The organism is Citrobacter amalonaticus, from assembly GCF_037053465.1.
In the GTDB taxonomy this organism is placed as follows: Bacteria; Pseudomonadota; Gammaproteobacteria; order Enterobacterales; family Enterobacteriaceae; genus Citrobacter_A; species Citrobacter_A amalonaticus_H.
This window is the reverse complement of record NZ_JBALIF010000018.1, coordinates 12,028-38,006: the sequence shown is the minus strand read 5'-3', so window position 1 is coordinate 38,006 and position 25,979 is coordinate 12,028. Positions and strand designations below refer to the sequence as shown.

Annotated in this window: 13 protein-coding genes; 8 read left to right on the top strand and 5 right to left on the bottom strand. The window is 57.4% G+C overall.

Annotation, left to right across the window (positions count from 1 at the left end):
- Positions 1-114 precede the first annotated feature (114 nt).
- The 8 genes from iolG to iolB are packed head-to-tail and all read left to right on the top strand — an operon-like array spanning position 115 to position 9,506.
- Positions 115-1,101, top strand: coding sequence for an inositol 2-dehydrogenase (gene iolG, locus WB371_RS20825; protein ID WP_336221931.1), 987 nt, complete (start codon positions 115-117; stop codon positions 1,099-1,101).
- Positions 1,102-1,139: 38 nt separating this feature from the next.
- Positions 1,140-2,072 carry a substrate-binding domain-containing protein gene (locus tag WB371_RS20820; RefSeq protein WP_336221930.1) on the top strand — a complete coding sequence of 311 codons (933 nt, stop codon included), beginning with the start codon at positions 1,140-1,142 and terminating at the stop codon, positions 2,070-2,072.
- A 54-nt stretch (positions 2,073-2,126) separates the two neighbouring features.
- Complete coding sequence (locus WB371_RS20815) at positions 2,127-3,674, top strand: sugar ABC transporter ATP-binding protein (protein WP_336221929.1); 1,548 nt, start codon at positions 2,127-2,129, stop codon at positions 3,672-3,674.
- Positions 3,675-3,685: 11 nt separating this feature from the next.
- Positions 3,686-4,714, top strand: coding sequence for an ABC transporter permease (locus WB371_RS20810; protein WP_336221928.1), 1,029 nt, complete (start codon positions 3,686-3,688; stop codon positions 4,712-4,714).
- Positions 4,715-4,722: 8 nt separating this feature from the next.
- Positions 4,723-5,856 (top strand): Gfo/Idh/MocA family oxidoreductase, encoded by a 1,134-nt coding sequence (locus WB371_RS20805; protein ID WP_336221946.1) that lies wholly within the window; start codon positions 4,723-4,725, stop codon positions 5,854-5,856.
- 12 nt (positions 5,857-5,868) lie between these two features.
- Positions 5,869-7,773, top strand: a complete 1,905-nt coding sequence (locus WB371_RS20800; protein WP_336221927.1) for a bifunctional 5-dehydro-2-deoxygluconokinase/5-dehydro-2-deoxyphosphogluconate aldolase — start codon at positions 5,869-5,871, stop codon at positions 7,771-7,773.
- Positions 7,774-7,787: 14 nt separating this feature from the next.
- Positions 7,788-8,678 (top strand): myo-inosose-2 dehydratase, encoded by an 891-nt coding sequence (gene iolE, locus WB371_RS20795; protein WP_336221945.1) that lies wholly within the window; start codon positions 7,788-7,790, stop codon positions 8,676-8,678.
- A 9-nt stretch (positions 8,679-8,687) separates the two neighbouring features.
- Positions 8,688-9,506 carry a 5-deoxy-glucuronate isomerase gene (iolB, locus tag WB371_RS20790; protein ID WP_336221926.1) on the top strand — a complete coding sequence of 273 codons (819 nt, stop codon included), beginning with the start codon at positions 8,688-8,690 and terminating at the stop codon, positions 9,504-9,506.
- 195 nt (positions 9,507-9,701) lie between these two features.
- Here the strand turns inward: iolB and WB371_RS20785 are convergent, their stop codons facing one another.
- From WB371_RS20785 to WB371_RS20765, 5 genes are all read right to left on the bottom strand, one after another.
- Positions 9,702-10,025 (bottom strand): hypothetical protein, encoded by a 324-nt coding sequence (locus WB371_RS20785; RefSeq protein WP_336221925.1) that lies wholly within the window; start codon positions 10,023-10,025, stop codon positions 9,702-9,704.
- A gap of 326 nt (positions 10,026-10,351) precedes the next feature.
- Positions 10,352-11,542 carry an HlyD family efflux transporter periplasmic adaptor subunit gene (locus WB371_RS20780; RefSeq protein WP_336221924.1) on the bottom strand — a complete coding sequence of 397 codons (1,191 nt, stop codon included), beginning with the start codon at positions 11,540-11,542 and terminating at the stop codon, positions 10,352-10,354.
- The gene (locus WB371_RS20775; RefSeq protein WP_336221923.1) at positions 11,523-13,709 is read right to left on the bottom strand and encodes a type I secretion system permease/ATPase; all 2,187 of its coding nucleotides are present in this window, start codon (positions 13,707-13,709) and stop codon (positions 11,523-11,525) included. Before WB371_RS20775 ends, WB371_RS20780 begins: the two co-directional genes overlap by 20 nt.
- Complete coding sequence (locus tag WB371_RS20770) at positions 13,706-15,061, bottom strand: TolC family outer membrane protein (RefSeq protein WP_336221944.1); 1,356 nt, start codon at positions 15,059-15,061, stop codon at positions 13,706-13,708. Before WB371_RS20770 ends, WB371_RS20775 begins: the two co-directional genes overlap by 4 nt.
- A 134-nt stretch (positions 15,062-15,195) precedes the next feature.
- Positions 15,196-25,974: a BapA/Bap/LapF family large adhesin gene (locus WB371_RS20765; RefSeq protein WP_336221922.1), complete on the bottom strand. Its 10,779-nt coding sequence runs from the start codon at positions 25,972-25,974 to the stop codon at positions 15,196-15,198.
- Positions 25,975-25,979 lie beyond the last annotated feature (5 nt).

Here is a 25,979-nt window from a genome sequence, read left to right as displayed (position 1 = left end):
TCAAAAGTGTTAAGTTGCACTCAAAAACATAATTTTCACTATTTATAAAAATGAAATAAATGTTTTATTTAAGGGGTCGTTAGTTCATCGCATTCACCAACACCGGGAGCCGTTATGTTTAACATTGCTTTACTGGGCGCTGGCCGAATTGGCCAGGTACATGCAGCTAACATTGCCAGTCACAGTGCCACTACTCTCTGGTCCATCGTCGACCCGAATCAGGAATTTGCCACCCGTCTTGCCACTCAGTACCAGGCTCGCCTGCAAAGCCTGGATGAGGCGATGACGGATCCTAACGTTCACGCCGTGCTGATCGCCTCCGCGACCGATACCCACGCGGATCTGATTGAAATGGCCGCACGCCACGGCAAAGCCATCTTCTGTGAAAAGCCAGTCCACCTGGATCTGGCCCGTGTGCGCGACTGCCTGAAAGTGGTCAAAGAGTACGACGTACCGTTGTTCATCGGTTTCAACCGCCGCTTCGACCCGCAGTTCCGCCGTGTAAAAACTGACGCACTGGCCGGGCGTATCGGAAAGCCGGAATCGCTGCTGATCATCTCCCGCGACCCGTCGCCGCCTCCTGCGGAATACGTGCGTGTGTCCGGTGGTATGTTCCGCGATATGACTATCCACGATTTTGATATGGCGCGCTTTATCATGGGCGAAGAGCCGGTTTCGGTGTATGCCCAGGGCAGCAATCTGGTGGATCCGGCGATTGGCGAGGCGGGCGATATCGACACCGCATTCATCGTACTGAAATATGCTTCCGGCGCGATGGCGACCATCGTCAACAGCCGCCGTTCTTCTTACGGATACGATCAGCGCCTTGAGCTGCACGGTTCTGAAGGGCTGCTGTGCGCGGGCAACATTCTCGAAAACCAGGTGCAGCACTACGCGAAGACCGGCTGTACCAGCGCGTTACCTGAACATTTCTTCTTGCAGCGTTATAAATCGGCCTATGCCGCGGAATGGGAACACTTTGTTGCGATACTACGCGGCGAAGCGGTCCCTGATTGCAGCGGGGACGATGGCGAGCGTGCGCTGTATCTGGCGGATAAAGCGCTGGAGTCACTGCATAGCCAGCGTGAAGTTCTCCTCTGATTGTCACCACAACCTACCCTACACAGAGAGACATAATAATGAAAAAACTGATCTTAGCTGTCCTCATCGCCATGACATCCGGGGCAGCCATTGCTGAAAACGAGCAAATTGTTTTCAGTACGCCAAACCTGGCGATGCCATTTGAAGTTCACATGCAGCGCACGGCGGTGAAAGCCGCAAAAGAGATGGGCGTGAATTTACAGGTCCTGGACGGGCAGGGTAGCTCGCCAAAACAGGTCGCCGACCTGGAGAACGCCATCACCCGTGGCGCACAGGGCTTTATTGTTTCACCAAACGATGTCAACGCGGTATCCAGCGCGGTAGATGAAATTCAGGATGCGAAACTGCCCGTGGTCACCCTCGATCGCTCCGTTGACAGCCAGAAAAAGGTGCCGCACTTCGGCGCGAACAACTACAAAGGCGGTCAGGCGATTGGCGACTTTGTCAAAACCAAATTCCCTGATGGGGCAGACATTATTCTGCTGACCGGCCAGCCAGGCTCCTCCTCCAACATTGAACGTACTAAAGGCATTCGCGACAGCCTGAAGGCGGGCGGTGAAAAGTACAAGATCGTTGCCGATCAGACCGGTAACTGGATGCGTTCTGAAGGGATGCGCATTGTCGAAAGCGTTCTGCCTTCGTTGCCAAAGCGTCCGCAGGTGATCCTCTCCGCTAACGACGATATGGCGCTGGGCGCGATCGAAGCGTTGCAGGGACAAGGATTGAAACCGGGTGAAGTTCTGGTCACGGGCTTCGATGCCGTGCCGGAAGCACTGGCGCGTGTGCGCGACGGCTGGCTGGCAGTGACGGCGGATCAACGTCCTGGCTTTGCGGTGAAAACGGCCATGAGCCAGTTGGTGGCAAGCGTGCGTGAGAAAAAAGCCATCACCGGCGCGGATTATCCGCCGACGTTGATCACCAAAGAAAACCTGCAACAGGCTGAGCGTATCGGCGAAGCCGGCGGTAACTGATTTACTCCGGGCCGTCGCTGATGCGTCGGCCCGCAATAAAGAAGGAGCAGACTGATGTCGCAACCTTTACTGAATGTTACCGAGCTGACGAAGAGTTTTTCTGGCGTCTGGGCGCTGAGTAACGCGCAACTGGCGGTGGGGCGGGGTGAAATTCATGCGCTGCTCGGTGAGAACGGCGCGGGAAAATCCACGCTGCTGAAAGCACTGGCAGGGGCACAACCACAAACGAGTGGTGAAATCTGGTTTAACGGCGAAACACTGTCGGTAGAGGATTCTCCGGTAGAGCGGCAAAACAAGGGCATTATTACGATTTATCAGGAGTTTAACCTGCTGCCCAACATGACCGTCGCCGAGAATATGTTCCTCGGACGCGAACCGCGCAAACGTAATCTGATTGTTGACGAAAAGGCGGTAAATCAGGAGGCGCAGGTGATTCTGGATTACCTGCAACTGAACGTTGCACCAACCACGGCCGTGGCCCGATTGAGCGTGGCGCAGCAGCAAATGGTGGAAATTGCGCGGGCGCTGACGCTGAATGCAAAGCTGATCATTATGGACGAACCTTCCGCGGCATTAAGCGACAGCGAAGTGGAAAGTCTGCACCGGGTGGTGCGGGAACTTAAAGGTCGTGGCGTGAGCATTATTTATGTTACCCATCGCCTGCATGAAGTTTTTCAACTCTGTGACCAGTTCACCGTTTTCCAGGATGGACGTTTTACCGGGAGCGGAGCGGTTGCACAGACCACCGTTGAACAGCTGATCCGCCTGATGGTGGGGCGAGATGTGGCCTTTAATCGCCGCCCGGCCAGCGAAACTCACCATGAAGATAAACCTGTGCGTCTGGCGGTGAAGGGGCTTAGCCGCGAAAAACCGCCGCTGGATCCGCATGGTATCGCGCTGCACGACATTAGCTTCCACGTGCATGCTGGCGAGGTGTTAGGCATTGCCGGACTGGTGGGGGCCGGGCGCACCGAAGTGGCGCGCTGCCTGTTTGGTGCCGACGGTTTTACTTCCGGCTGCTTTGAACTTGATGGCGTGCCATATCAGCCGCGCGATCCGCTGTTTGCGCTGGAGCAGGGGCTGGCACTGGTACCGGAAGATCGCAAAAAAGAGGGCGCGGTTCTCGGGCTGTCGATCCGCGACAACCTGTCGCTCTCCAGCCTCTCGTCACTGCTGCACTGGCGCTGGTTTGTGAATACCCGCAAAGAGGATGCCCTTATCGAGTCATACCGCCAGGCGCTGCAGATCAAAATGGTCAACAGTGCGCAGGAGGTGCGCAAGCTCTCCGGTGGGAACCAGCAGAAAGTGATCCTTGCGCGCTGCATGGCGCTTAACCCCCGGGTGTTGATCGTGGATGAGCCAACGCGCGGCATTGATGTTGGCACCAAATCAGAAGTCCATCAGGTGCTGTTTGATATGGCGAAAAAGGGCGTGGCGGTGATCGTGATCTCCTCTGATCTGCCGGAAGTCATGGCGGTTTCCGATCGGATCATCACGCTGAGTGAAGGTCGGGTAACCGGCGAGATCCACGGTGACGACGCCAATGAAGAGCGGCTAATGACGATGATGGCCATCAACCACAACGCCCTGAATGCGGCATAATGGAGTGATTCATGACGCAGATTATTTCTAAAACGCAGGTTCCTGCCAAACGCGGCGGACGTCTTGATCCCATTGCCTTTTTTGAACGCTTTGGGGTACTGATTTTCATGATCCTGCTGCTGATTTTCTTTCAGTTGCAGAACAGTAATTTTCTTTCTGAACGCAATATTTTCAACATTCTGACCGAAGTCTCCATCTACGGGATCATGGCGGTGGGGATGACGTTTGTCATCCTGACCGCCGGGATTGACCTCTCCGTGGGCTCCATTCTGGCAGTCTGCGCCATGACCGCGGCGTACGTGATCAAGGGCGACAACTTCACCACCGTCGACCCGAACGCCTGGGGCGGCATGAGCTGGCTGATTGGGCTGGGGATTTGTCTGGCGATGGGCACGGCGATTGGCTTCCTGCACGGTCTGGGCGTGACCCGCCTGCGCCTGCCGCCGTTCATCGTGACCCTTGGCGGGATGACCATCTGGCGCGGCCTGACGCTGGTGATCAACGACGGCGCGCCGATTGCCGGTTTCGATCAGGGCTACCGCTGGTGGGGGCGCGGGGAGCTGCTCGGTATCTCCATTCCGATCTGGATTTTCGCCATCGTCGCCCTCGGCGGCTATCTGGCGTTGCATAAAACCCGCTGGGGCCGCTTCGTCTACGCCATCGGCGGTAACCCGGAGGCGGCGCGCCTGGCAGGGGTCAACGTGAAGCGCGTGCTGGTGAGCGTCTACGTGTTAATTGGCTGTCTGGCGGGGCTGGCGGGTTTTATCCTCAGCGCGCGGTTGGGCAGTGCGGAAGCGGTTGCCGGGATCTCATTTGAGCTGCGCGTTATCGCCTCGGTGGTCATTGGCGGTACTTCGCTGATGGGCGGCTATGGGCGTATCGGCGGCACCATTATCGGCTCGATCATCATGGGCATCCTGATCAACGGTCTGGTGCTGATGAACGTCTCGGCTTACTACCAACAAATTATTACCGGCTTAATTATCGTTCTGGCGGTGGCGTTCGATACCTACGCCAAGAGCCGTCGCGGCGCATTGTGAGGATCATGATGAAAGAAGTTCGTATTGGATTGATTGGTACCGGGTATATCGGCAAGGCGCATGCTATCGCCTATGCCCAGGCCCCAACGGTGTTCAACCTGCGCGGCAAACTGGTGCGCGAAATGGTGGCGGAAGTCTCTCCAGAGCTCGCTGCCGAGCGGGCGCAGACGTTTGGCTTCAACCGCTCAACCGGAGACTGGCGTGCGCTGGTGGCCGACCCGGCCATTGATGTCGTGGATATCTGTTCTCCTAATCATCTGCATAAAGAGATGGCGCTGGAAGCGATTCGCCACGGCAAGCATGTGTACTCAGAAAAGCCGCTGGCGTTGAACGCCCACGACGCGCGTGAAATGGTTGAGGCTGCACAGCGGGCAGGAGTGAAAACCCTGGTGGGGTTCAACTATATGAAGAACCCAACGGCGCAACTGGCGAAAGAGATCATTGAGCGCGGAGAAATTGGCGAGGTGATCCATTTCTACGGCACCCACAACGAAGACTACATGGCCGATCCGCTTGCGCCGATCCACTGGCACTGTTTTAAAGAGACCGCCGGACTTGGGGCGCTTGGCGATCTGGCTGCGCATATCGTCAATATGGCGCAGTACCTGGTTGGGGATATTCAGCAGGTCTGCGGCGACCTGAAGATCGTGGTGCCACAGCGTCCGGCGAAGGCCGGTTCCTCGCAAATGGTGACGGTAGAAAACGAAGATCAGGCCCATGCGATGGTGCGCTTTGTAGGCGGTGCGCAAGGGGTGATTGAAACCTCCCGCGTTGCCTGTGGCCGCAAGATGGGGTTGTCGTATGTGATTACCGGGACCAAAGGAACCATCAGTTTTACCCAGGAACGCATGGCTGAGCTGAAGCTCTATCTGCATGACGATCCGGTCAACCGCCAGGGGTTTCGCACTTTACTGGTTGGTCCGGCACACCCGGACTACGGCGCGTTTTGCATGGGAGCCGGGCATGGTATCGGCTTTAACGACCAGAAAACTGTGGAAGTACGCGACCTGGTGGACGGCATTGCTGCCGATGTGCCGATGTGGCCGGACTTTGAAGAGGGCTGGAAGGTGTCGCGCGTGCTTGACGCTATCGCACTCTCGCACCAGGAAGGCCGCTGGCTGAACGTGAACGACATTGTCTGAAGAGGTATCAACGTGGAAAAGCAGTTTGATGTGATATGCATGGGCCGCGTGGCGGTTGACCTCTACAGTCAGCAAATTGGCGCACGCCTGGAAGATGTGTCGAGCTTTGCCAAATACCTTGGCGGCTCCTCCGGTAATGTGGCTTACGGTACAGCACGCCAGGGACTGCGTTCCTCAATGCTGGCGCGGGTTGGCGACGAACATATGGGGCGTTTCCTGCGTGAAGAATTAAACCAGGTAGGGTGCGATACCAGTCATCTGATCACTGATAAAGACCGCCTGACGGCGCTGGTGCTTCTCGGCATTAAAGACCGGGACACCTTCCCACTGATTTTTTACCGTGATAACTGCGCGGATATGGCAATTACCGCCAGCGATGTTGATGAACAGTACATCGCGTCTGCTCGTTGTCTTGCCATCACCGGGACGCATCTTTCTCATCCACAAACCCGCGAGGCGGTGTTGACGGCGCTCAAATACGCCCGGCGTCACGGCGTGCGTACGGCGCTGGATATCGACTATCGCCCGGTGCTGTGGGGGCTTACTTCCTTAGGAGACGGCGAAACGCGCTTTATCGCCGCCGATCAGGTCACCCGCCAGTTACAGGAGGTGCTGCATCTTTTTGATGTGATTGTTGGCACTGAAGAGGAGTTTCATATCGCGGGCGGCAGTACCGATACGCTGCAGGCGCTGGTGCAGGTTCGCGGCGTGAGTAATGCGACGCTGGTCTGCAAGCGCGGTGCGCTCGGCAGCTCGGTGTATACCGACGCGATCCCGGCCCGGCTGGACGATGGCCTGACGGTCACCGGCGTACGCGTTGAGGTGCTGAACGTGCTGGGGGCGGGGGATGCGTTTATGTCCGGTCTGCTGCGCGGCTATCTCAACGATGAGGGGTGGAAGCAGGCGTGTCGCTATGCTAATGCCTGCGGTGCGCTGGTGGTATCACGTCACGGCTGTGCGCCGGCGATGCCAAGCAAAATTGAGCTTGATGATTATCTTTCCCGCGCTGCAGAGGTTCCACGTCCGGATCTCGATCCGCATCTCAACCACTTGCATCGCGTGACGACCCGTCGTCGCACATGGCCCGAACTGTGCGTGATGGCTTTCGATCACCGCAGTCAGCTTGAAGAGATGGCGTTGCAGTGTGGCGCGTCTTTGAAGCGTATTCCGGCATTGAAACAGCTTATTTTGCAGGCCAGCCGTGAAGCGGCCAACAGCGCCGGGCTGGAAGGTAAAGCCGGACTGCTGTGCGATGGCACGTTTGGTCAGGATGCGCTGAATTCGATAACCGGAGAGGGCTGGTGGATAGGTCGCCCTATCGAACTGCCGGGATCGCGCCCGCTGGAGATGGAACACGGCAATATAGGCTCGCAGCTCATCAGTTGGCCGCAGGAACATGTGGTGAAGTGCCTGGTTTTTTTCCATCCGGAAGATGCCCACGCGTTGCGTCTGGAACAAGAACAGAAAATCGCCGAGGTGTATCGCGCCTGTTGCCAGTCCGGTCATGAGCTGCTGCTGGAGGTGATTTTACCGGCCAGTATGCCGCGCAGTGATGAACTGTATTTGCGCGCCATTTCCCGCTTCTACAACTTAGGGATCTACCCCGACTGGTGGAAACTCCCACCGCTGACTTCTGCTGGGTGGACGGCGTTGAGTGACATTATCGAACGGCGCGATCCGCACTGCCGTGGCGTGGTGATCCTGGGTCTGGACGCACCGGCAGAGCAACTGCGTGCTGATTTTAAAGCGGCTGCGGGTCATGGGGTGGTGAAAGGATTTGCCGTGGGACGCACGCTGTTCGGCGACGCTTCCCGCGCGTGGTTGAAACACGATATTGACGATGCGCAGCTGGTGGCGCGCATTAAAGATAACTACCTGCAGCTTATCGCCTGGTGGCGCGAGCGCGGACAAGCATAATTCAGGAGAAGATGATGACGGTACAATTAGGTATTAATCCACTGACATGGACGAATGACGATCTTCCTTCACTGGGCGCTGAGACGTCGCTTGATACGTGTCTGAGCGAGGGCAAAGAGGCCGGATTTGCCGGTTTCGAGCTGGGCAACAAATTCCCGCGCGAGGCGCGACTGCTCGGCCCCATTTTGCAGCGCCACGACCTGCAACTGGTTTCCGGCTGGTATTCCGGACGTCTGCTGGAACGCAGCGTGGAGGAGGAGATTGCCGCCGTGCAATCGCACCTGACGTTACTGCGCGAACTGGGAGCGAAGGTGCTGGTCTTTGCCGAAGTCAGTGGCTGCATTCACGGCGAGCAGCAGACGCCGGTACATCTGCGTCCGCGCTTCCCGCAAGAGCGCTGGCAAGAGTACGGTGAAAAGCTCACCGAGTTTGCGCGCTACACCCAACAGCAGGGGGTACAGATTGCCTATCACCACCACATGGGAACGGTGATTGAATCTGCTGAAGATGTGGATAATCTGATGACGTATACCGGTGATGAAGTCGGCTTGTTGCTCGACACCGGGCATTTGACCTTTGCGGGTGCCGATCCGCTGGCAGTCGCGCAGCGCTGGGCATCACGTATCAACCATGTTCACTGCAAAGACGTACGTGCCGACGTGCTGGCGGATGTCAAAAACCGCAAAACCAGCTTCCTCGATGCGGTGCTGAGCGGCGTCTTTACCGTGCCGGGAGATGGCTGCGTTGACTATCCGCCAATCATGGCATTGCTGAAGGCGAACCAGTATCAGGAGTGGCTGGTGGTGGAGGCGGAGCAGGATCCAGCCATCGCGCATCCGCTGACGTATGCGCGTCTGGGCTATAACAACCTTAGTCGTCTGGCGCGGGATGCCGGGCTTATCTGAGGAGGTGATATGTCACGTTTATTATCACGCTGGCAGCAGCCGGACGCGCAGGGGCGTACGCAGTCAGTGACGCCGGAAAGCGCCGGTTGGGGATATGTTGGCTTTAAAGCGTATGAACTGGAAGAAGGGCAGCAGCTTACGCTGCCCGCCGTCAGCGAAGAACGTTGTCTGGTATTGGTTGCCGGACGCGCGACCGTCACCACGCCGGGCGCAACCTTTACGGATATCGGCGAGCGGATGAGCCCGTTCGAACGGATCAAGCCGTGGGCGGTCTATGTCACCTCTGGTGAGACAATACAGGTTCAGGCGGTAACCAGACTGGAGCTGGCGGTCTGCGCCGCGCCGGGCAAGGGCACCTATCCGACGCGGCTGATTGCCCCGCAGGATATCGACGGGGAAGCGCGCGGCAAAGGTCACAACCAGCGTTATGTGCATAATATTTTACCGGAAGATAAACCCGCTGATAGCCTGCTGGTGGTGGAGGTGTGGACCAACGAAGGCTGTACCAGTTCGTACCCGAGCCATAAGCACGACACCGATAACCCGCCGCAGGAAACGTATCTGGAGGAGACTTACTACCATCGCCTAAACCCGTCGCAGGGATTCTGTATGCAACGGGTGTACACCGATGACCGGTCGCTTGACGAGTGTATGGCAGTCTATAACCGCGACGTGGTGATGGTACCAAAAGGGTATCACCCGGTGGTAACCCTGGCAGGATATGACAGCTACTACCTCAACGTGATGGCGGGTCCGCTACGCAAATGGATGTTTACCTGGGAAGATGAACATGCGTGGATTAATCACGAGTATCCGTCTGATAATTAAGGGTGAAAGCGTTTGGCGACAGTGAAAGAGGATTCGCTGTCGCCACACGTGGAGCCAGGGGCAGTACGTTACAGTGGCCCTGATCTGGTTTAACTGTAGAAACCAATTAGGATGAGGTGCCGATGCTGGATTGCGGCTTATTCCTAATAATAAAAAACCGCTTTCGCGGTTTTTTATTATTCAATGTTTGGAAGATTATTCGCTGACTTTTTTCTCAACGGCGGCAGCACCTTCTTTTGTTGTATTCCAGGCTTTTTCAGTACCTTCTTTGGTGGTATTCCAGGCTTTTTGTGATCCTTCACTCACCTTGCTGCTCAGGTCATCTTGTTTACCTTCAGCAACATGTTTGGCTTTTAATTTTTGCTCTTCGCCCTGATTCTGTGCCTGATGCAGTTTTTCTTTTGCGGTATTGGCGTTTTCGTGTGCGGCGACTACATCATTATCGGTTGCGTGTGTTGTTGCGGCAATAACGGGAGAAGCCAGCAGAATTGCAGATAATGCGATAATTGTCTTTTTCATAATATCCTCGCTTAGCGTTATAAGTTATTAGCGAGATTAAGCGTGGCACATGAACGAAGCACTGGCTTTAGGGAAAAACTGTAAATGCTGATAACGTTATTTATCCATTTAGTGCAGTTGTGAGCAATTAATATGGTTATTTTTTTTGTTGGCGTGAGAGGGTTTGAACCTCCGGGCCCTGACACCCCATGATGGTATGATAGACCGTAGTATTTTTTCAGAGCCGCTGTTGCTGCTTGAGTTGCAGCAGCTATTCCTATGCCCAAAGAACCATTGGCTGCTTTACTCGCAATATTTGCCAACCATTTACTCTAACCCTCTAGGATTTACCGCTCTCGCAGCGCTTCTCGCGCCCGATTGAACGGTTTGATTAAATAGTCGGCGATGGTTTTTTCCCCGGTTTTTATATCCACGGTGGCAATCATGCCCGGGACGATGGAAAAGCGGCGTCCCAGTTTATTTTGCAGGTAATCCTGGTGGGTACGGATAAAAACACGATAGTAGAAGACTTCCGGTTTAACTTTGTCCTGGATGGTATCGGGCGAGATGGTTTCAACGACGCCCTCCAGACCGCCATAAATGGCGTAATCGTAAGCGGTGATTTTGACCAGCGCGCGTTGCCCCGGATGGATAAAGGCGATATCGCGCGGCGAAAGTCGCGTTTCAATCAGCAGATGATCGTCAACCGGCACGATCTCCATCATCTCACCGTTCGGCGGGATCACCCCGCCGATGGTTGTCACCTGAATGTTCTTCACAATGCCGCGTACCGGTGAGCGTACGGTCAGACGGGTGACGGAATCTTCACGTCCTTTAATAATGGCTGACAGCATCGCCACTTCGGCATTGGCTTTGGACAGCGCTTCACGTGCCTGAACGTAGTATTGGGAGCGAAGATCGGTCAGTTTCAGACCGATATCGCTCTTTTGCCGCTGTAGACGCAGCACTTCGACGTGGCTGGCGGCCCCGCTTTTTGCCAGACGTTCGGTGATCGCCAGTTCCTTATTCACCAGCATCAGCGCTTCGTTAAGTTCAGATTGCGCGTCTGCAAGCTGTGCGCGACGGCTGTTGTAGAGCCGTGTTTCCGAAGCGAGCAGATCGGGCCAGGCGTTGAGTTCTTTAGAAAATACCAGCGGTTTGTCACTGACTTCTGCCGTCAGGCGCTGGCTGGAGGCAAGCGAAGCGCGGTAACGGGCCGCGCTTTCGCCGACGTTCGACTCCGAACGTGTGGGGTCCATTCGTGCCAGAACTTGTCCCGCCTGAACCTGGTCGCCTTCATGTACCATCAATTCCGCGAGAATACCGCCGTCGAGCGACTGTAATACCTGTTCGCGCGAACTGGGGATCACCTTGCCGGTACCCGTCGACACTTCATCAAGAATGCCGAACCAGGCCCACACGGTGAGGATCAGACATAAGATTCCGGTGAGCCAGATAATGCGGCTGGCCCCAGAAAATTCGCGCTCGCCACTGTCGTCGAGCGCATCCCGGGTTGCATCAGGCTGACTGGTTTTCATTTTTCCACTCCCGTGCGTTAGTCTGCGCGGCCATTCGACTTTGCCCCAGCGCCTGCGCTTTCGGCGCATCCATCACCAGTTGTCCCTCTTTGAGCACCACTACCCGTTCTACCAGTTCAAGCACGGGTACGCGGTGCGTGGCGACCACGAGGGTGCGGTTGCCGAGCCACTCCCCCAGCCGCTGGATAAACTCGCGTTCGGCGTGCTCATCCAGCGACGCGGTGGGTTCATCAAGCAGGACGATATTGGGGGCGCGTAGCAACATGCGGGCAAGCAGAATGGACTGTCGCTGACCGCCGGATAACCCCGCACCCCCCTCCATGATCGGGTGATCCAGACCTTTCGGCAGCCGCTTCACAAAGTTGGCCGCACCGCAAATTTCCAGCACGGCGAAAATCTCCTCATCACTGGCGTGCGGTGCGCCGAGGGTCAGGTTTTCACGCAGCGTGCCGAAAAACAGGCGTGCGTTCTGACTGAGCAGACCGACGTTGCGGCGCAAATCGGCCATATCGATATGTGGCAGACTGAGATTATCAAGACGCGCATCACCCTCGACCAAATCCACCCCGCCTGCCAGTGCCTGTAACAGGGTTGATTTTCCCGCGCCGTTGCGCCCCAGTACCGCGATACGCTCTCCGGCAGCGATCTCCAGGCGGTTAATACGTAGCGGCACTCGCTGCTCCTCGCTGTGATAGCGAAACTGCGCGTTCTCAAACAGGTAGTGGCCGTGAAAGATCTCCTGATGTACCAGCGTTTCGTCACGTTGAGTTTCGGTGGGCAGTTCCATAATGCTGTCCAGTCCCTTTTTGGCGGCTTTAACCTGCTGCCAGCGTGCCAGCACTCCGCACAGATTGCCCATCGGCGCGATCATCCGCGAACCGAGCATTGACGCGGCAACCACCGAGCCGGTTGTCAGAATACCTTCAATCACCAGCGGCGCGCCAAACATCACCATGGCGGCGTAGACCAGCCCCTGAACCGTCACGCCCCAGTTGATCAGCCCCTGCGAAAGCTCGCGGGTACGCAATCCGGATTCGGCAGTAATGCGGATATAGTTATTCCACTGTTGCAAAAAGCGGTTCTCCGCCTGCATTAGCTTGATGTCCTCCAGCCCCTGCACGCTCTCAACCAGCACCGCATTACGCAACGTGGCTTCATGCGCCGACTGGTTCGCCAGCTCCGCCAGCTTTTTTTGCAGCAACAGACCGGGCAGGATCATCAGTAAAGCGGCGACCGGCGCAATCCAGGCCAGCGGCGGGGCGATGATCGCCAGTACGACAATAAAGAGAAAAAAGAAGGGCAGATCGACAATCGTTGAAATTGTTGAGGAGGTCACCATCTCGCGGATCTGCTCCAGCTCGCGTAACTGCGAAATAAAGCTGCCGGTGGAGCGGGGGATCGCGCTGTTGCGCAGACGCAACGCATGGCTGAAGACGCGATCGGAAACCCGCATATCAGCCCGCTTACCTAACAGATCCATGACGTGCCCACGCGCAAGACGCAGCAGAAATCCAAACAGCATGGCGATCAGTACGCCTGTGGCGAGAACATAGAGTGACGGCCAGGACTGCGCCGGGATCACCCGGTCGTAGACCTGCATCGAAAAGACGATCCCGGAAAGCGACAGAATATTGATAAGCAGTGCCGCCAGCATTACCGGGCCGTAGGGACGAAGATCTTTTAGCACCAGACTTTTCAGCCAGTCGGGCTTAAAGCGGGAGATGTACGCATCCACCCGGCTGTCTTTCACCGCAGAAAGCGGGCGTAAGGCAATGATAAAACGGATCGTTGGCAACAGCGCGCGCAGGGAGATGCGGTTACGTTGCAGCTCGCCGTCAACGAAACTGACGTCAAGCTGGTCCTCGCCATCGAATTGTTCAACCAGCACCAGTTCGCCTTTGTGAAGTTGAATCACCACCGGCAGACGCCAGCGGGTGAGCGACTGTTCGTCAGGGGCCAGCGGCTGAAAAGAGAGCCCCGCCTGGCGAGCCAACTGGCTGAGCGCCTGGGGCATCGGTTTATCCTGGAACCAGGGCGCGCTGGCCTGCAACGCGCCGGGCGAACAGCTAATACGATAGTGGGCGGCGATATGGCTTATCGCCCGCGCCCAGTTAGCCAGCGCTGTCGCGGTAATGCGCTCGTCAGCAGGAATATCGGCGTGGGTCATGGCTGGATCTCCACTGACTGGATCGTGCGGTTTTCCAGGCCAAACGCCTGACGCATCTGGCCGGTATTGTACAGACAGTTAAGCTGTAGCTGATGCAACTGGCTCTCTGTTTGCAGTTGTGCGAAACGCGCCTGATAGACTTCCTGCTCGGCGTTAAGCACATCGAGAAGTGGTCGCGAGCCGAGGTCAAGATACTGCTGTTGATACAGCTCGCGCGTCCGCTCGCTCAGCGTCTGCTGGCGTTTTTGGATCTGTAACGATGTCGCCAGATTCATTGCTTCGCTGCGATCCGAAAGCAGCTTCTGACGGACATCAAGCCGGGTCCGTTGAATGGCTGACTGCGCCGATTCCACCGCGTGGCTGGCGGCATTGCGTCGCGCAGTTAAGCCGCCTCCCTGATAAATGGGCATCTCCACTTTGACCCAGGCCGAATACTGGGTGCGGTCAACGGATTCATGCCCGGCGTAATTGTCATTCAGATAGTGGCGTACTTCCGGCTCCAGTGAGACTGTTGGCGTCATCTGCGCGTTGGCATAGTCGAGATTGGCCTGAGCAACATTGGCCTGTGCCCAGGCGGCAAGAATGGCGGGCACCAGTTTGTCGTCCGTCTTTGCCCGTTCACAACTGCGGCTCAGTTTTTGCGGAAAATCGTTGCTGATGGTATTGAGATCCTTCCAGCCAAGCCAGGTCATGAGCGTCGCCTGTGAGCTTTCCAGATTGGCCTGATATTGCACCAGTTGGGCGCGCGCGCCTTCGATACGCGCATCGGTTTGTACAACGTCCGACAGCGAACTGGCGCCTTCATCATTGCGCTGACTGGCCAGCTTGCCGATGGCGCTCAGGGCGTCAAGTTGCTCCTTCGCCACCTCCACCATTTGTTGCCAGGTTTGCACCTGTACAATGGCGGTCGCCGTTTCATGGCTCACCGTATCAATGCTCACCAGCACGTTGGCCTGTTCCTGCGCCACACCCGCGTTCTCTGCCCGCACCTGGCTTGCGACTTTACCGAAGTCATAAAGCATTTGAGACAGCGACAACACCAGTGAAGGGCTAAAGCCACTGTCGGAATAACTGTTGGTATAGCCGTTATTTATCCCCGCGTTGACCTGCGGATAATATTTGGCTTTGGCGACATCGACCTGTTGGATTTGGGCATACAATTTGCCGACCACTTCTGCGATCGACGGATGCCAGGAGACCGCGCGGTTGACCGCCTGCGAAAGGGTTAATTCACCTGGCGCGGCGTTGTCGCCGGTGAGTGGCATAGGGCCGTCAAGCGAGGGCAGTTCCTGCTGTTCAACCCACTGCTGCGGGGCAATGCGGGGGGGCGCTTCGGCGGCGATGACCGGCATTGCGCACAGGTGTCCCGCCAGCCACCAAAATGTAAGCTGTCGTTTTCCCATTTTTCTTCCCTAATTTAGCGTTATTTTTTGCCCCGGGCGAACGTGCGCCCGGGGTCGTTGTGTTGTTGTTCTGGCTCTTTTTATCAGGTCACAATGTGGTTTTGTTCGATAAGCTCCGTCAGCGTGGTTTGTACATTTTCCAGGGTAACCAGTTGGGTGGAGTGGTAAGTGCTGCCCGTTCCGTCCCGGTCAATGGAGAGAGTGGTATTCCCGCCGCTGGTACTGACGCTGAGATAGTTGCCAAGCGAGGCGGTTTGTCCGTTCCAGCCCACCAGCAGGTCGCCGATATCAATTTTGTCGCCCTGCGCCAGCGAGAAGTTTTTCCAGGTGTCTGTTCCGTTGCCGCCTGTGGCATCGCTGGCGTTGAGCAGGTTGTAAATCAAGGTGTCGCCGTAAACCGAACCCACCAGCACGTCGCTTTGCGAAGTACTGACAGCCTGTGGCGCGATATCGACCGTCAGTGTGGCCGTATCGGTATGTCCGTGGGTATCGTTCAGCGTGTAGGTAAAGGTCTCCCTGGTGGTGATAGATGAAAGCGCCACGCCGTTATTGAGCGTGTAGGTATACGAACCATCGGCACGGATTTGCAGCGAACCGTAGTGACCCTGAATCGTCGTGGTGGCGCTGGAATAGGGATCCAGCGTGGCGGTACTGCCGTTGAAGCCGGTAATGGTCAGGCGTGTATCAACGGTGTTGAGCTGGTCCAGCGCGCCGGAAGAGTCGCTGCCGTCAAAAATGTTGCCATTGACGGTGTGCGTGCCGGAGGTTTCGAAATTATCCAGATCCACCGTTGTCCCGGTAATTTTCGGCGTAATCGTTGCCGCGCCCACAAGGGTGTTGTTCCCCGTGAAGTTGAGCGTATAGGTGCCGCCGTCCAGTTCCAGCCCGCTTAAATTGACGGTCACTGTCGCGCCACCCAGCGTAATGTTGGAGACCGGTACTGTGCCCGAGCGAATGAGCACACCATTTTCCAGAATTGACCAGTTGATGGTCAGGTTGCCGAGGGTGACCAGCGTTGAGACATCAAAGACGATTGCGGCGTCCTTCAGAGCGGTGCCGGCAGCAACATCGAAGGTGCCGCTACCGCTTCCGGTTTTGCCGAGTATCCCCCAACTGGCGCTTCCAACGGTGGAGTCCAGGTAACTCGTCGTGTCCTGTACCGACGTAGCAATCAGGGTATCGCTGATATCGTTCACCGCATCCAGCGGACGCGCGGTGGGCTGGATATTGAGCGAGGCGGTATCGGTATCTCCGTTTGGCGCTTTGACCGTGTAAATGAAGCTGTCCGGGGCAGTGGTACTGTCTGCGCCCACGCCGCTTTTCAGGGTGTAGGTGTAGTTGCCCTGGGCATCAATGGTCAACGTGCCATAGGTGCCGACAATGGTTGTGGTGCCGGTGGCGGCGATCGCCTCGCCGTTCACCTGGGTAACCAGCGTGCCGACGGGGGCAATGTCGTCGCTGAGCACGTTGCCCTGGGTCGTCGTGGTCAGGCTGTCAACGCTGTAAATGTGGTCCTCAAGGACGTTCAGCGTGTAGCCTGTCAGCGCGGTGACGCCAAAGGACGGGTTGAGCAGGAACAGGTATTCGCCGCCAGGCAGGTTTAACGTCAATGGGTTGGACTGACCGCCCAACAGCGGCGCATTCAGCCAGTTTTTCTCGACGCTCCACTGTTCAAACTGCTGGGTAATGTCGTTAAAGCGATAGATATACAGATCAAAACTGGAGGCTACCGCGACACCGCCGATAGAGGATTGCAGCGTCATGGTTCGCGTTGAACCCTGCTCAACGTCAAAGATTATCGGGTTGCTCAGTTTGTCCAGTACGCCGACATCCAGCACATTGCCCAGACTAACGTTCACCACCGTAAAGCCGCTCTGAGAGGAAGGCCCGTTATTGATGGTTTCGACATGGGTGTCGTAGGGCAGAGTGGCGACGTTGTCGACAGCCGTGACGCTACTGGCGGGGGTGTCATTCCCCAGAGTAATAACCAGTTTCGCCGACGCGCTGTTACCGCCGCCGCTAATCGTATAGGTGAAACTCTCTGTTCGACCAATGACCGAGGCTGGGCTATTCGGGTTTAGCGCGTAACTGTATGAACCGTCCTGGTTTATCGTGAGTGTGCCGTACAGACCCAAAATCGTATTGCTGCCCGCGCTCAACGTAAAGCTTTGCCCGTTGGCATTGGTGACAGTGGTCACCACCGTATCCAGCGGGGCGCTGTCGTTATTCAGCACGTTGCCGGTCTGTGGTGCGGCAGCGGTGACGGTACCAGCGCTGGTCTCTTCGACGCTGACGTTAAGCTCTGTGTAAGAACCCGTTGCCAGTAGTGCTGTATTGTAGGTCAGAACCCGATAAGTACCGCCTTCCAGTCCGGAAACATTGACCGTGACGCCGCTACTGCCAAGCGTCAGCAGATTGGCAAACTGCGCCTGCGCGGTGTCGATGACCGTGGTCCAGGAGTTGGTCGCGGCATCGTATTTCTGGATTGCCACCTCCTGGGTATTCAGCAGAGAGAGCACCACGCCGGTGGTGCTGGCGTCAATCACCAGATTCGCACTGCCACCATCCGCAACGGTGAATTGCACGGCGGCGGTGTCGTCACCCAGCACACTGGCAACGTTACCTAACGCCCCAACCAGCAACAGTCCATAGTCGCTGAGGTATTCGGTGGTGACGATTGCATCGGTGGTTAACGCCAGATTTTCGACGTTATCGCTCGCCGAGATGGGGAGCGTGGGCGCAACGACCTGTGTCGGCGTAGAAACGTTGCCGACCGCGTCAGTGGCGCTGACGCTGATGTTTTCACCGCTGGTTTGCTTACGCTCAAAGGTATAGGTGTAATTTCCGCTGCTGTTAGCCGTGGTTGTCACCGTGACGCCGGTGCTGAGGGTGATGGTAACTGTACTACCCGCTTCCGCCGTGCCACTGATGCTGGCGCCATCGGCGCTGATGGTGCCGGTAGGGGCCGTGGTGACGGTATCAACGGTAACGCTATAACCCGGTGACAGAGTACTGGTGCCGTTCGTGTTCGTTGCCGTGGCGGTGAGGGTGTGCGTCCCGTCGGCGATATTCGCCAGTGGGGTGAGCGACCAGTTACCCTGCGCATCGACAGTCGCCGTCCCAATGGAAACGCCGTCGCTGTACACCGTGATGGTGGAGAATGGCTGTCCTGTTCCGTTTAACAGCGGTCTGGCGTCATTCGTCGCCTGACCGTTGGGAATAAGTCCGGTGATTGATCCGACATCATCCGTCAGCGAGGTAATCAACGGCGCGCCAGGCAGACCGCTGAACGGCGCGATGACGCTGCCGGATGTCCCGACGTTGCCCGCTTTGTCCTGGGCAACAACCTGCAGCGTTTCACCGCCGACCTGCGCCGGTGTTATCAGAATCGTAAAGCTACCGGTAGTCCCATCCGCGACGCCGGTTCCCAGCACGGTGCCGTTGCTGCTGGTGATGGTCACCGTGCTGCCCGCTTCCGCGGTGCCGGTCACGTAGTTGCCGTTGCTCACCACTGCCAGGTTACCCGGTGTGCCGGGCGGGGTGGTATCCACTATGATGGTGGTCGTTGCCGATGATGCGCTGACGTTGCCCGCGGCATCCGTGGCTTTGGCGGTAAATGAATGTGAACCTTCTGTCAGTGCAGTGGACGGGGTAAAGCTCCATGCGCCGCTGGCGTCCGCCTGAATGGGGGTTGGCGTAAGCAGCGTTGCGCCGTCGTAGAGGGTGATGAATGCGCCCGGTTCGCTGGTACCGCGCAGTTCTGGTCGCGAGTCATTTGTGCTTTGCCCACTACCGACAGGGCCGGTGATGTTATTGACATCATCAAGAATGGTGGTGATCACCGGCGCGTTTGGCGCAAGGGTATCTACCGTGACGCCGAAACTGGCGGCGGGGCTGACGTTACCTGCGTTGTCTGTCGCTGTGACGGCGAGGGTATGCAGCCCATTGCTTAACGCTGTGGTTGGGGTAAAGGTCCAGTTGCTGTCGGTACCGACAACAAGACTGCCAATTACCGTACCGTTATCGGTAAAGGTCAGCGTCGTGCCCGGCTCCGCTGTGCCGTTAAGCGTCGGGCGGGTATCGTTGCTACTTTGGCCTGGTGACAGATTGCCGGTCTGCGGCGCGCTGTCATCGACGACCGAAACGATCACCGGAGTCAGCGGTGCGATGGTATCGACAGTGACGGCGAAACTGGCTGCCGGCCCCACATTACCTGCTGCGTCCGTTACGGTGAAAGTCAGTGGATGATTGCCCTGGCTGAGATCGCTGGTGGGCGTAAAGGTCCAGGTCCCGTTGGCTGCAACCGTGGTGCTACCGATGAAGAGGCCGTTATCGGCAACGCTGATGATGGCCCCTGGCTCGCCGGTACCGGTAAAGGTGGGGCGGGCGTCATTAGTGGTTTGACCGCTGCTCAGACTACCGGTGACAGGGCCAACGTCATCCGTCACGCTACTGATAACCGGTGCGCCGGGCGAAACGGTATCGACGGTCAGCGTAAAATCTGTTGACGCCGGACCGGTATTGCCTGCGCTGTCTGTCGCCGTCACTCTGAGCGTGTGAGCGCCCTGAGAAAGTCCGGCAGGCTGGTAAGTCCAGCTTCCGCCTTCTGTTACCGTGGTCGTACCCAGCAGAACATTGCCATCGTAGACGTTAATGGTGCCGCCGGGTTCGCCGCTACCGGTTATCACTGGGCGGGTATCGTTGGTGCTTTGCCCGTTGGTCAGATTGCCGGTTCCCGGCGTGACGTTATCGGTGACGCTGACGATGACGGGCGCGACGGGCGCAATGGTATCAACCACAACGCTAAAGGTCGCGCCTGCGCTGACGTTACCGGCCGCGTCCGAAGCGGTGACGTTGAATGTGTGCGAACCGTTGCCCAGTGCGGTGGTGGGAGTAAAGGTCCATGCCCCCAGTCCATCCGCCTGAACCGTCCCCAGCAGCGTTGTCCCGTCATAAACGCTGACGGTGCTGTTGGCTTCGGCGGTCCCGGAAAGAGTGGGGCGCGTGTCGTTGGTGCTTTGTCCGTTGTTCAATGTGCCGGTGTTGGCGGCGACGTCATCGGTGACTGACGTGATGACGGGAACCGTGGGTGCCTGCGTATCCACGTTCAGCGAGAAGGAGGCTGCCGGACCTTCATTCCCCGCCGCATCCGTTGCGGTAACGGTCAGGTTGTGCAGACCGCTATCTAATGGGGTATTCGGCGTGAGCGACCAGCTTCCGTCAGTTCCCGCCACTACGCTACCCACGGCCAGGGCACCGTCATACAGCGTGACGGTGGCGCCAGGTTCCGCCGTACCCTGGAAGGTGGGCTGCGTATCATTGGTGCTCTGCCCGTTAGCCAGAACGCCGGATACCGGACTGGTATCATCGGTAACGCTCTGGAGCACTGGCGCTCCCGGGGCGGTGGTATCGACGATCACTGTATAGGCCGTAGAGGGCGCGCTGACGTTACCCATTGCGTCAGTCGCCGTCACGGTAACGGTATGTGAACCCGCGGCGAGGGCCGGTGAAGTGAAGCTCCAGAGCCCGTTGATGACCTGGGTAGTCCCGATTTTTACCCCGTTGTCGTAGACGGTGATCGTGCTGCCTTCTTCACCGCTGCCGCTAAAGTCGGGCGTGGTGTCATTGGTGCTGCCGCCGTTACTGATAACGCCGGTCTGCGGAGCGCTGTTATCTACCGCAGTGGTTATCGCGGGGGCGTTCGGTGGCGTGGTATCCACTACGACCACAAAGGGCTGCGACGGTACGCTGGTGTTCCCTGCTGCATCGGTGGCGGTGATTGTCAGAGTGTGGCTGCCTTCGCCAAGCGCGCTCGTCGGCGTAACACTCCATACGCCGTTAACGACCAGCGCCTGGCCAATGGGCGTACTCCCATCGTAAACGGTGATGGTGTCCCCGTTGGTGCCTGTGCCATTCAGCGTTGGGCGAGTATCATTGGTCGTTTGCCCGTTGGTGAGCGTGCCCGTACCGGGTGCGACATCATCTGTCACGCTGCCAATGGCAGGTTGCGCCGGCGGCGTGAGATCAACGGTGATGTTGACCACCGCGGAGGCTTTACTGCCATCCACGCTATCGACAACCTGGAAGGTGTGAAGCCCTTCGGTTAACGCAGTGGTTGCGGTCCAGCTCCAGTCACCATTGCCATCGACAGGAACATTTGATGCGACGACCACGCCATCCACCAGAACGTTGACCGTGGTGTTCGGTGTCGAAACGCCGCGCAGTCCCGGCAGGGTATCGTCCGTCGTTTGACCACTTCTCAGATCGCCCTGCACGGTGCCAGCATCATCGACAATGGCGCTGATAACCGGTAGCCCGGTACCGGAGCCCGTGAAAGCCGTGGGTGAACTGTTATTACCCGCTGCGTCTTGCGCCGTTGCGCTGAGTGCGTTGTTGCCGGTTTGGGCTGGTGTGACCTGAATCTGGAACGTGCTGTCCGTCGTCGCCACGCCTGTACCGATAACATTCCCGTTGGTATCGCGAATGGTGACCGTGCTGCCGATTTCTGCGCTGCCGCTAACCGTTGCGCCATCAGGCGAGATCGTGACGTTATCCGGTGCATCGGGTGCAGTGAGATCAACCTGTAGCGTAATAGACGCAGACGGTGGGCTGACGTTTCCTGCCGGATCGGTTGCTGTCGCCGTCAGGGTATAGCTTCCTTCGATAAGCGGCGAGTTGGGGGTAATGGTCCATCTCCCGTTCGGTGCGACCACGGCGGTGCCGATCACCGTGCTGCCATTTAACAGCGTGATGGTGCTACCCGGTTCGCCGGTACCGCTGACAGGCAATTCCGTCTGATTTGTCACTGCCGGGTTGCCTGGCGAGGTGATAAACGGCGCGGCGGGTACAGTGGTATCAATGGTTAAGCCAATGGCTTGCGACGGCTGGCTGGTGTTCCCGGCAGCATCTTTCGCCGTCACGGTAAAATTGTAGTTGCCTTCTGTCAGGGCAGGGTCTGGCGTAAAACTCCAGACGCCACCGATCACTTCGGCGGTGCCTATCTCAACACCGTTATTCAAGATGCTGACAATGCTGCCCGTTTCACCCGCTCCGCTCAGGGTGGGGGTGGTATCGTTCGTTTGTGCGCCGTCGCTGAGTGGCCCGCCGTCATCATTGACGGCAAGCGTTGGCGTAGTCGGCGCCTGGGTATCCACGCGAACGATCCGATCCGGCGAGGTCGTGCTGTTTCCGGCTGGATCGGTTGCGGTCACGGTCACGATGTGATCGCCTGGTGACAGGGGCGCTGTGGTCTGGAAACTCCAGTTTCCTGAGTTATCAATCAGTAGTGGCGGCAGGTTAACGCCATCAATAGTGATGGTGATGGTATCTCCTGGCGTACCGCTTCCGCTCAGTAGCGGTAACGTATCGTCAGTGAACTGTGCGTTATCCAGGGTCCCCGTCTGGCTGCCGACGTTATCGGTAATGGTCAGGTTAGGCACGCCAGGGGGTGTCGTATCCACCAGAATGCCGACTGGCGCAGAAGGATCGCTAATATTTCCCGCCGGATCGGTACTGGTGATGGTAAAGACATGATTGCCTTCACCAAGCGCGCCTGGCGTGTAGCTCCAGATGCCGTTGGTCACCGGGACGGTCGTGACCAACACGCCATTATCGTAAATGCTGATGGTATCGCCATTCACGCCGGTGCCGCTCAGAACCGGCTGGGTTTCGTTGGTGGCCTGGCCGTTGGTCAGAGGGGCATCCGCGCTGTCTTTCAGCGTGAGCACTGGCGTATCTGGCGCCGTGGTGTCCACCGTAATGGTGATGGCGGTGGATTTCAGACTGGTGTTGCCCAACGGATCGCTGGCGGTGACGCTTAAGGTGTGAGCGCCTTCGCCCAGCGCAGGATTAGGGGTAAAGCTCCAGGTTCCGCCTGCAATCACCTGTGTCGTACCGATGACGGTTGTCCCGTCGTATACCGTAATGGTATCTCCGACAGTGCCGGTTCCGCTCAACACCGGCTGTGTGGCGTCGGTGACGGCGTTGTTGGCAAGTACATCACCCGCATTGCTGCCTGTGTTATCGGTAATCGTTACCACCGGGATGGCCGGCGGCGTTGTATCGACCGTAATCGTCACAGGGGCTGAAGGTGTGCTGGTCTGGTTTGCCGCATCGGTTGCCGTGACGGTGAAAGTATGGTCGCCGTCACCCAGCACAGGGGTAGTCAGCGTCCATTTACCATCGCTACCAACGGTGATACTGCCCGCCAGCGGCGTTCCTCCATCCAGCAGGGTGATGGTGGCGCCCGGTTCGCCGGTACCGCTGAACGTCAGTTGGTTGTCGTCAGTTCGCTGTCCGTCACTCAGATTGCCTTTTTGCGTGCCGACATCATCAATGATCGCATTGATGACGGGGGCATCCGGTGCTGTGATATCCGGTGCCACGACGTTAGTGGGCTGACTAATGTTGTTTGCACCATCTGTCGCGGTGACGGTTAACGTTTCCCCGTTGGCCTGAGGGGGAACCAGTGGAATGATGAGGGTGCCATTCTGCGGAACCTGTCCGGAAACCACGAGAGTAGCGCCGTCACTGTCTTTCACCGTGATCACGCTACCGGGTTCAGCAGTGACGGTCAGTGTACTGCCGTCTACCGCAATCACCGCCGTCGGCGGTTGCGGCGCGGTGATGTCCGGGGCGGTGACCGGGGCGGGGGGGCTGTTTTGGTTCGCCGGGTCGGTGACGATGGCGGTCAGCGTTTCGCCATTAGTCTGCGGTGTGTCCAGTGTGACGGTGAAATTCCCCCCGCTATCGGCTTTGGCATTGCCGATAGGGCTACCGCCCGGATCGCGAATCGTCACCGTACTGCCAGGTTCGGCAGTGCCGGTCACCGTGGTGCCGTCATCTGAGACATCCAGGTTGGCTGCGGGCTGTGGAGGCGTCGTATCCGGGGCGATGGCCGTGGCGGGAGGACTGGTCAGATTCGCGGTATCTTTCACGATGGCGGTGATAATTTCGCCGTTGGTTTGTGGCGTATTCAGCGTGACGGTAAACGAACCATCAGGTTGCACTAGCGCCGATCCCAGCGGTGTATTGTCGCTGCCGTAAATGGTCACGGTCGTGCCAGGTTCCGCTGTCCCGGTTACCGTTGTCCCATCGTCAGAAACGTCCAGATTGCCCGCAGCCAGCGGGGGAGTGGTATCCGGCGCTGTGACGTTGGCTGATGCGCTGTCATTTCCCGCCCTGTCAGTCGCAATGGCGGTCAACACTTCGCCGTTTACGAGGGCCGGATTGAGCGGGAAGCTAAATTTTCCTGTGCTGTCTGCCGTGGCAGTGCCGAGCGTGGAGCCGTTGCTGTCCTTGATAGTGACTGTGCTACCGGCTTCTGCGCTACCGTTGAGTACGGTCCCGTTTTGTGACACGAGCAGATCGGTGGGGGCGCCTGGCGGTGTGGTATCGACGATGACTGCAAATCCCACCGTGTAGCCGCTGACGCCGTCCAGCGTGGTTTGCGTCGCCGTGTAGCTGTGTAACCCTTCCGGAACATTACTCAGCGGATATGTCCAGGTGCCATCAGCGGCAATAGCGCTACCGATCGCTGTCCCATTTTCATAAATGGTGACCACTGCGCCCACTAGCGCCGTCCCGGTCAGCGTTGGTGTTGTGTCTTTCGTAAACTGACCACTGCTTAAGGTGACGGCAGTGGGTCTGGTATCATCAATAATGCCGGTAATCATTGGGGCATCAGGGAAACCTGAGTCGGAACCGGTGAAGTCAGCTTCGGCACCTGCGTTACCGGCGGCGTCAGAAATGTCAGCAAAGAGTTGTTCCGAATTCGTTTGTGCTGAGCTGAGGCGAACGGTAAATGTTCCCGTGTCATCAACCAGGAGGGTGGCAAGAACGTTGCGCTGGCTGTCATAGATAGTGACGACGCAGCCAGCTTCGGCGATACCTGAGACCCATAATCCGTCTTCGGTAATGGTTAATCCGGTAACCTCATCTGGAGCAATGGTATCCACGGTAAAGGTGAAGCCACCGGATACGCCGCTGGTAATGCCATTGTCATCCGTGGCGGTAGCGGTCAGGACATGCTCACCTTGTGAAAGTGGAACGTCAGGCTTATAACTCCAGTTACCCATTTCATCGACAATAGTGATGCCAATTTCCTGTCCATTGTCATAGAGGGTGATGATGGCGCCTGCTTGCCCTGTCCCTGTAATGACTGGCTGGCCGTCGTTCGTGGGCTGGTTTTCCTGAATTGCGCCGGTAATGGATGCGACGGCATCCGTTGCCCCAGTAATAACGGGCGTGGCTGGTGGGGTTGTGTTTCCCATGTCCGGCGGGTTGGTGCCGGGTTCGCCTCCCCCGTTATTGCCCCCACTGGTGTTACTCCCTCCATTAACCGATCCCTGATCGGGTGTACTGCCGGAACCGGAACCGGAACCGGAACCGTTGCCAGAGCCGGAATTACGACTATCGCTGTCATGATGACCGCCTCCGCCACCACCGCCTGAAGACGCAATCGCTGCGATGCCGCCTGCGGCAACGACGCCTCCCAGCACCCATGGCCAGATCGCGCCGCCTTCGTGAGAGCCGCCCGCTGTGACCAGCAGATCGTCAATACTGGAGATTTGCTCAAAGTGCAGTCCGGTTTCTGGATTTTCCACCCACCACAGAGCGCCGTTAGCGTCTTCCAGCACCAACTGGCTTGAGCCCAGGTCATTGGTCACATAGAAATTTTTGATGGTGAGTTTTTCACCTGAACTGAAGGTAATGACTAAATCCTGATTGACACGAGCAAGCTGGCTGATTTCCTCTCGTTGTGCGGATAATTTCACAATAGAGGGGGTATTCAGTGTGACTTCAGAGGTTTCGACATGGGTGGAAACGCCCGTCAATTTAGATACAACGGCGAGAAGACGCATATGTT

Coding starts and splice junctions, on each gene's coding strand:
- WB371_RS20780 (WP_336221924.1), bottom strand. CDS start 11,542: ATGAAAACCAGTCAGCCTGATGCAACCCGGGATGCGCTCGACGACAGT.
- iolB (WP_336221926.1), top strand. CDS start 8,688: ATGTCACGTTTATTATCACGCTGGCAGCAGCCGGACGCGCAGGGGCGT.
- WB371_RS20770 (WP_336221944.1), bottom strand. CDS start 15,061: ATGCCGGTCATCGCCGCCGAAGCGCCCCCCCGCATTGCCCCGCAGCAG.
- iolG (WP_336221931.1), top strand. CDS start 115: ATGTTTAACATTGCTTTACTGGGCGCTGGCCGAATTGGCCAGGTACAT.
- WB371_RS20815 (WP_336221929.1), top strand. CDS start 2,127: ATGTCGCAACCTTTACTGAATGTTACCGAGCTGACGAAGAGTTTTTCT.
- WB371_RS20810 (WP_336221928.1), top strand. CDS start 3,686: ATGACGCAGATTATTTCTAAAACGCAGGTTCCTGCCAAACGCGGCGGA.
- WB371_RS20765 (WP_336221922.1), bottom strand. CDS start 25,974: ATGCGTCTTCTCGCCGTTGTATCTAAATTGACGGGCGTTTCCACCCAT.
- iolE (WP_336221945.1), top strand. CDS start 7,788: ATGACGGTACAATTAGGTATTAATCCACTGACATGGACGAATGACGAT.
- WB371_RS20820 (WP_336221930.1), top strand. CDS start 1,140: ATGAAAAAACTGATCTTAGCTGTCCTCATCGCCATGACATCCGGGGCA.
- WB371_RS20775 (WP_336221923.1), bottom strand. CDS start 13,709: ATGACCCACGCCGATATTCCTGCTGACGAGCGCATTACCGCGACAGCG.
- WB371_RS20805 (WP_336221946.1), top strand. CDS start 4,723: ATGAAAGAAGTTCGTATTGGATTGATTGGTACCGGGTATATCGGCAAG.
- WB371_RS20785 (WP_336221925.1), bottom strand. CDS start 10,025: ATGAAAAAGACAATTATCGCATTATCTGCAATTCTGCTGGCTTCTCCC.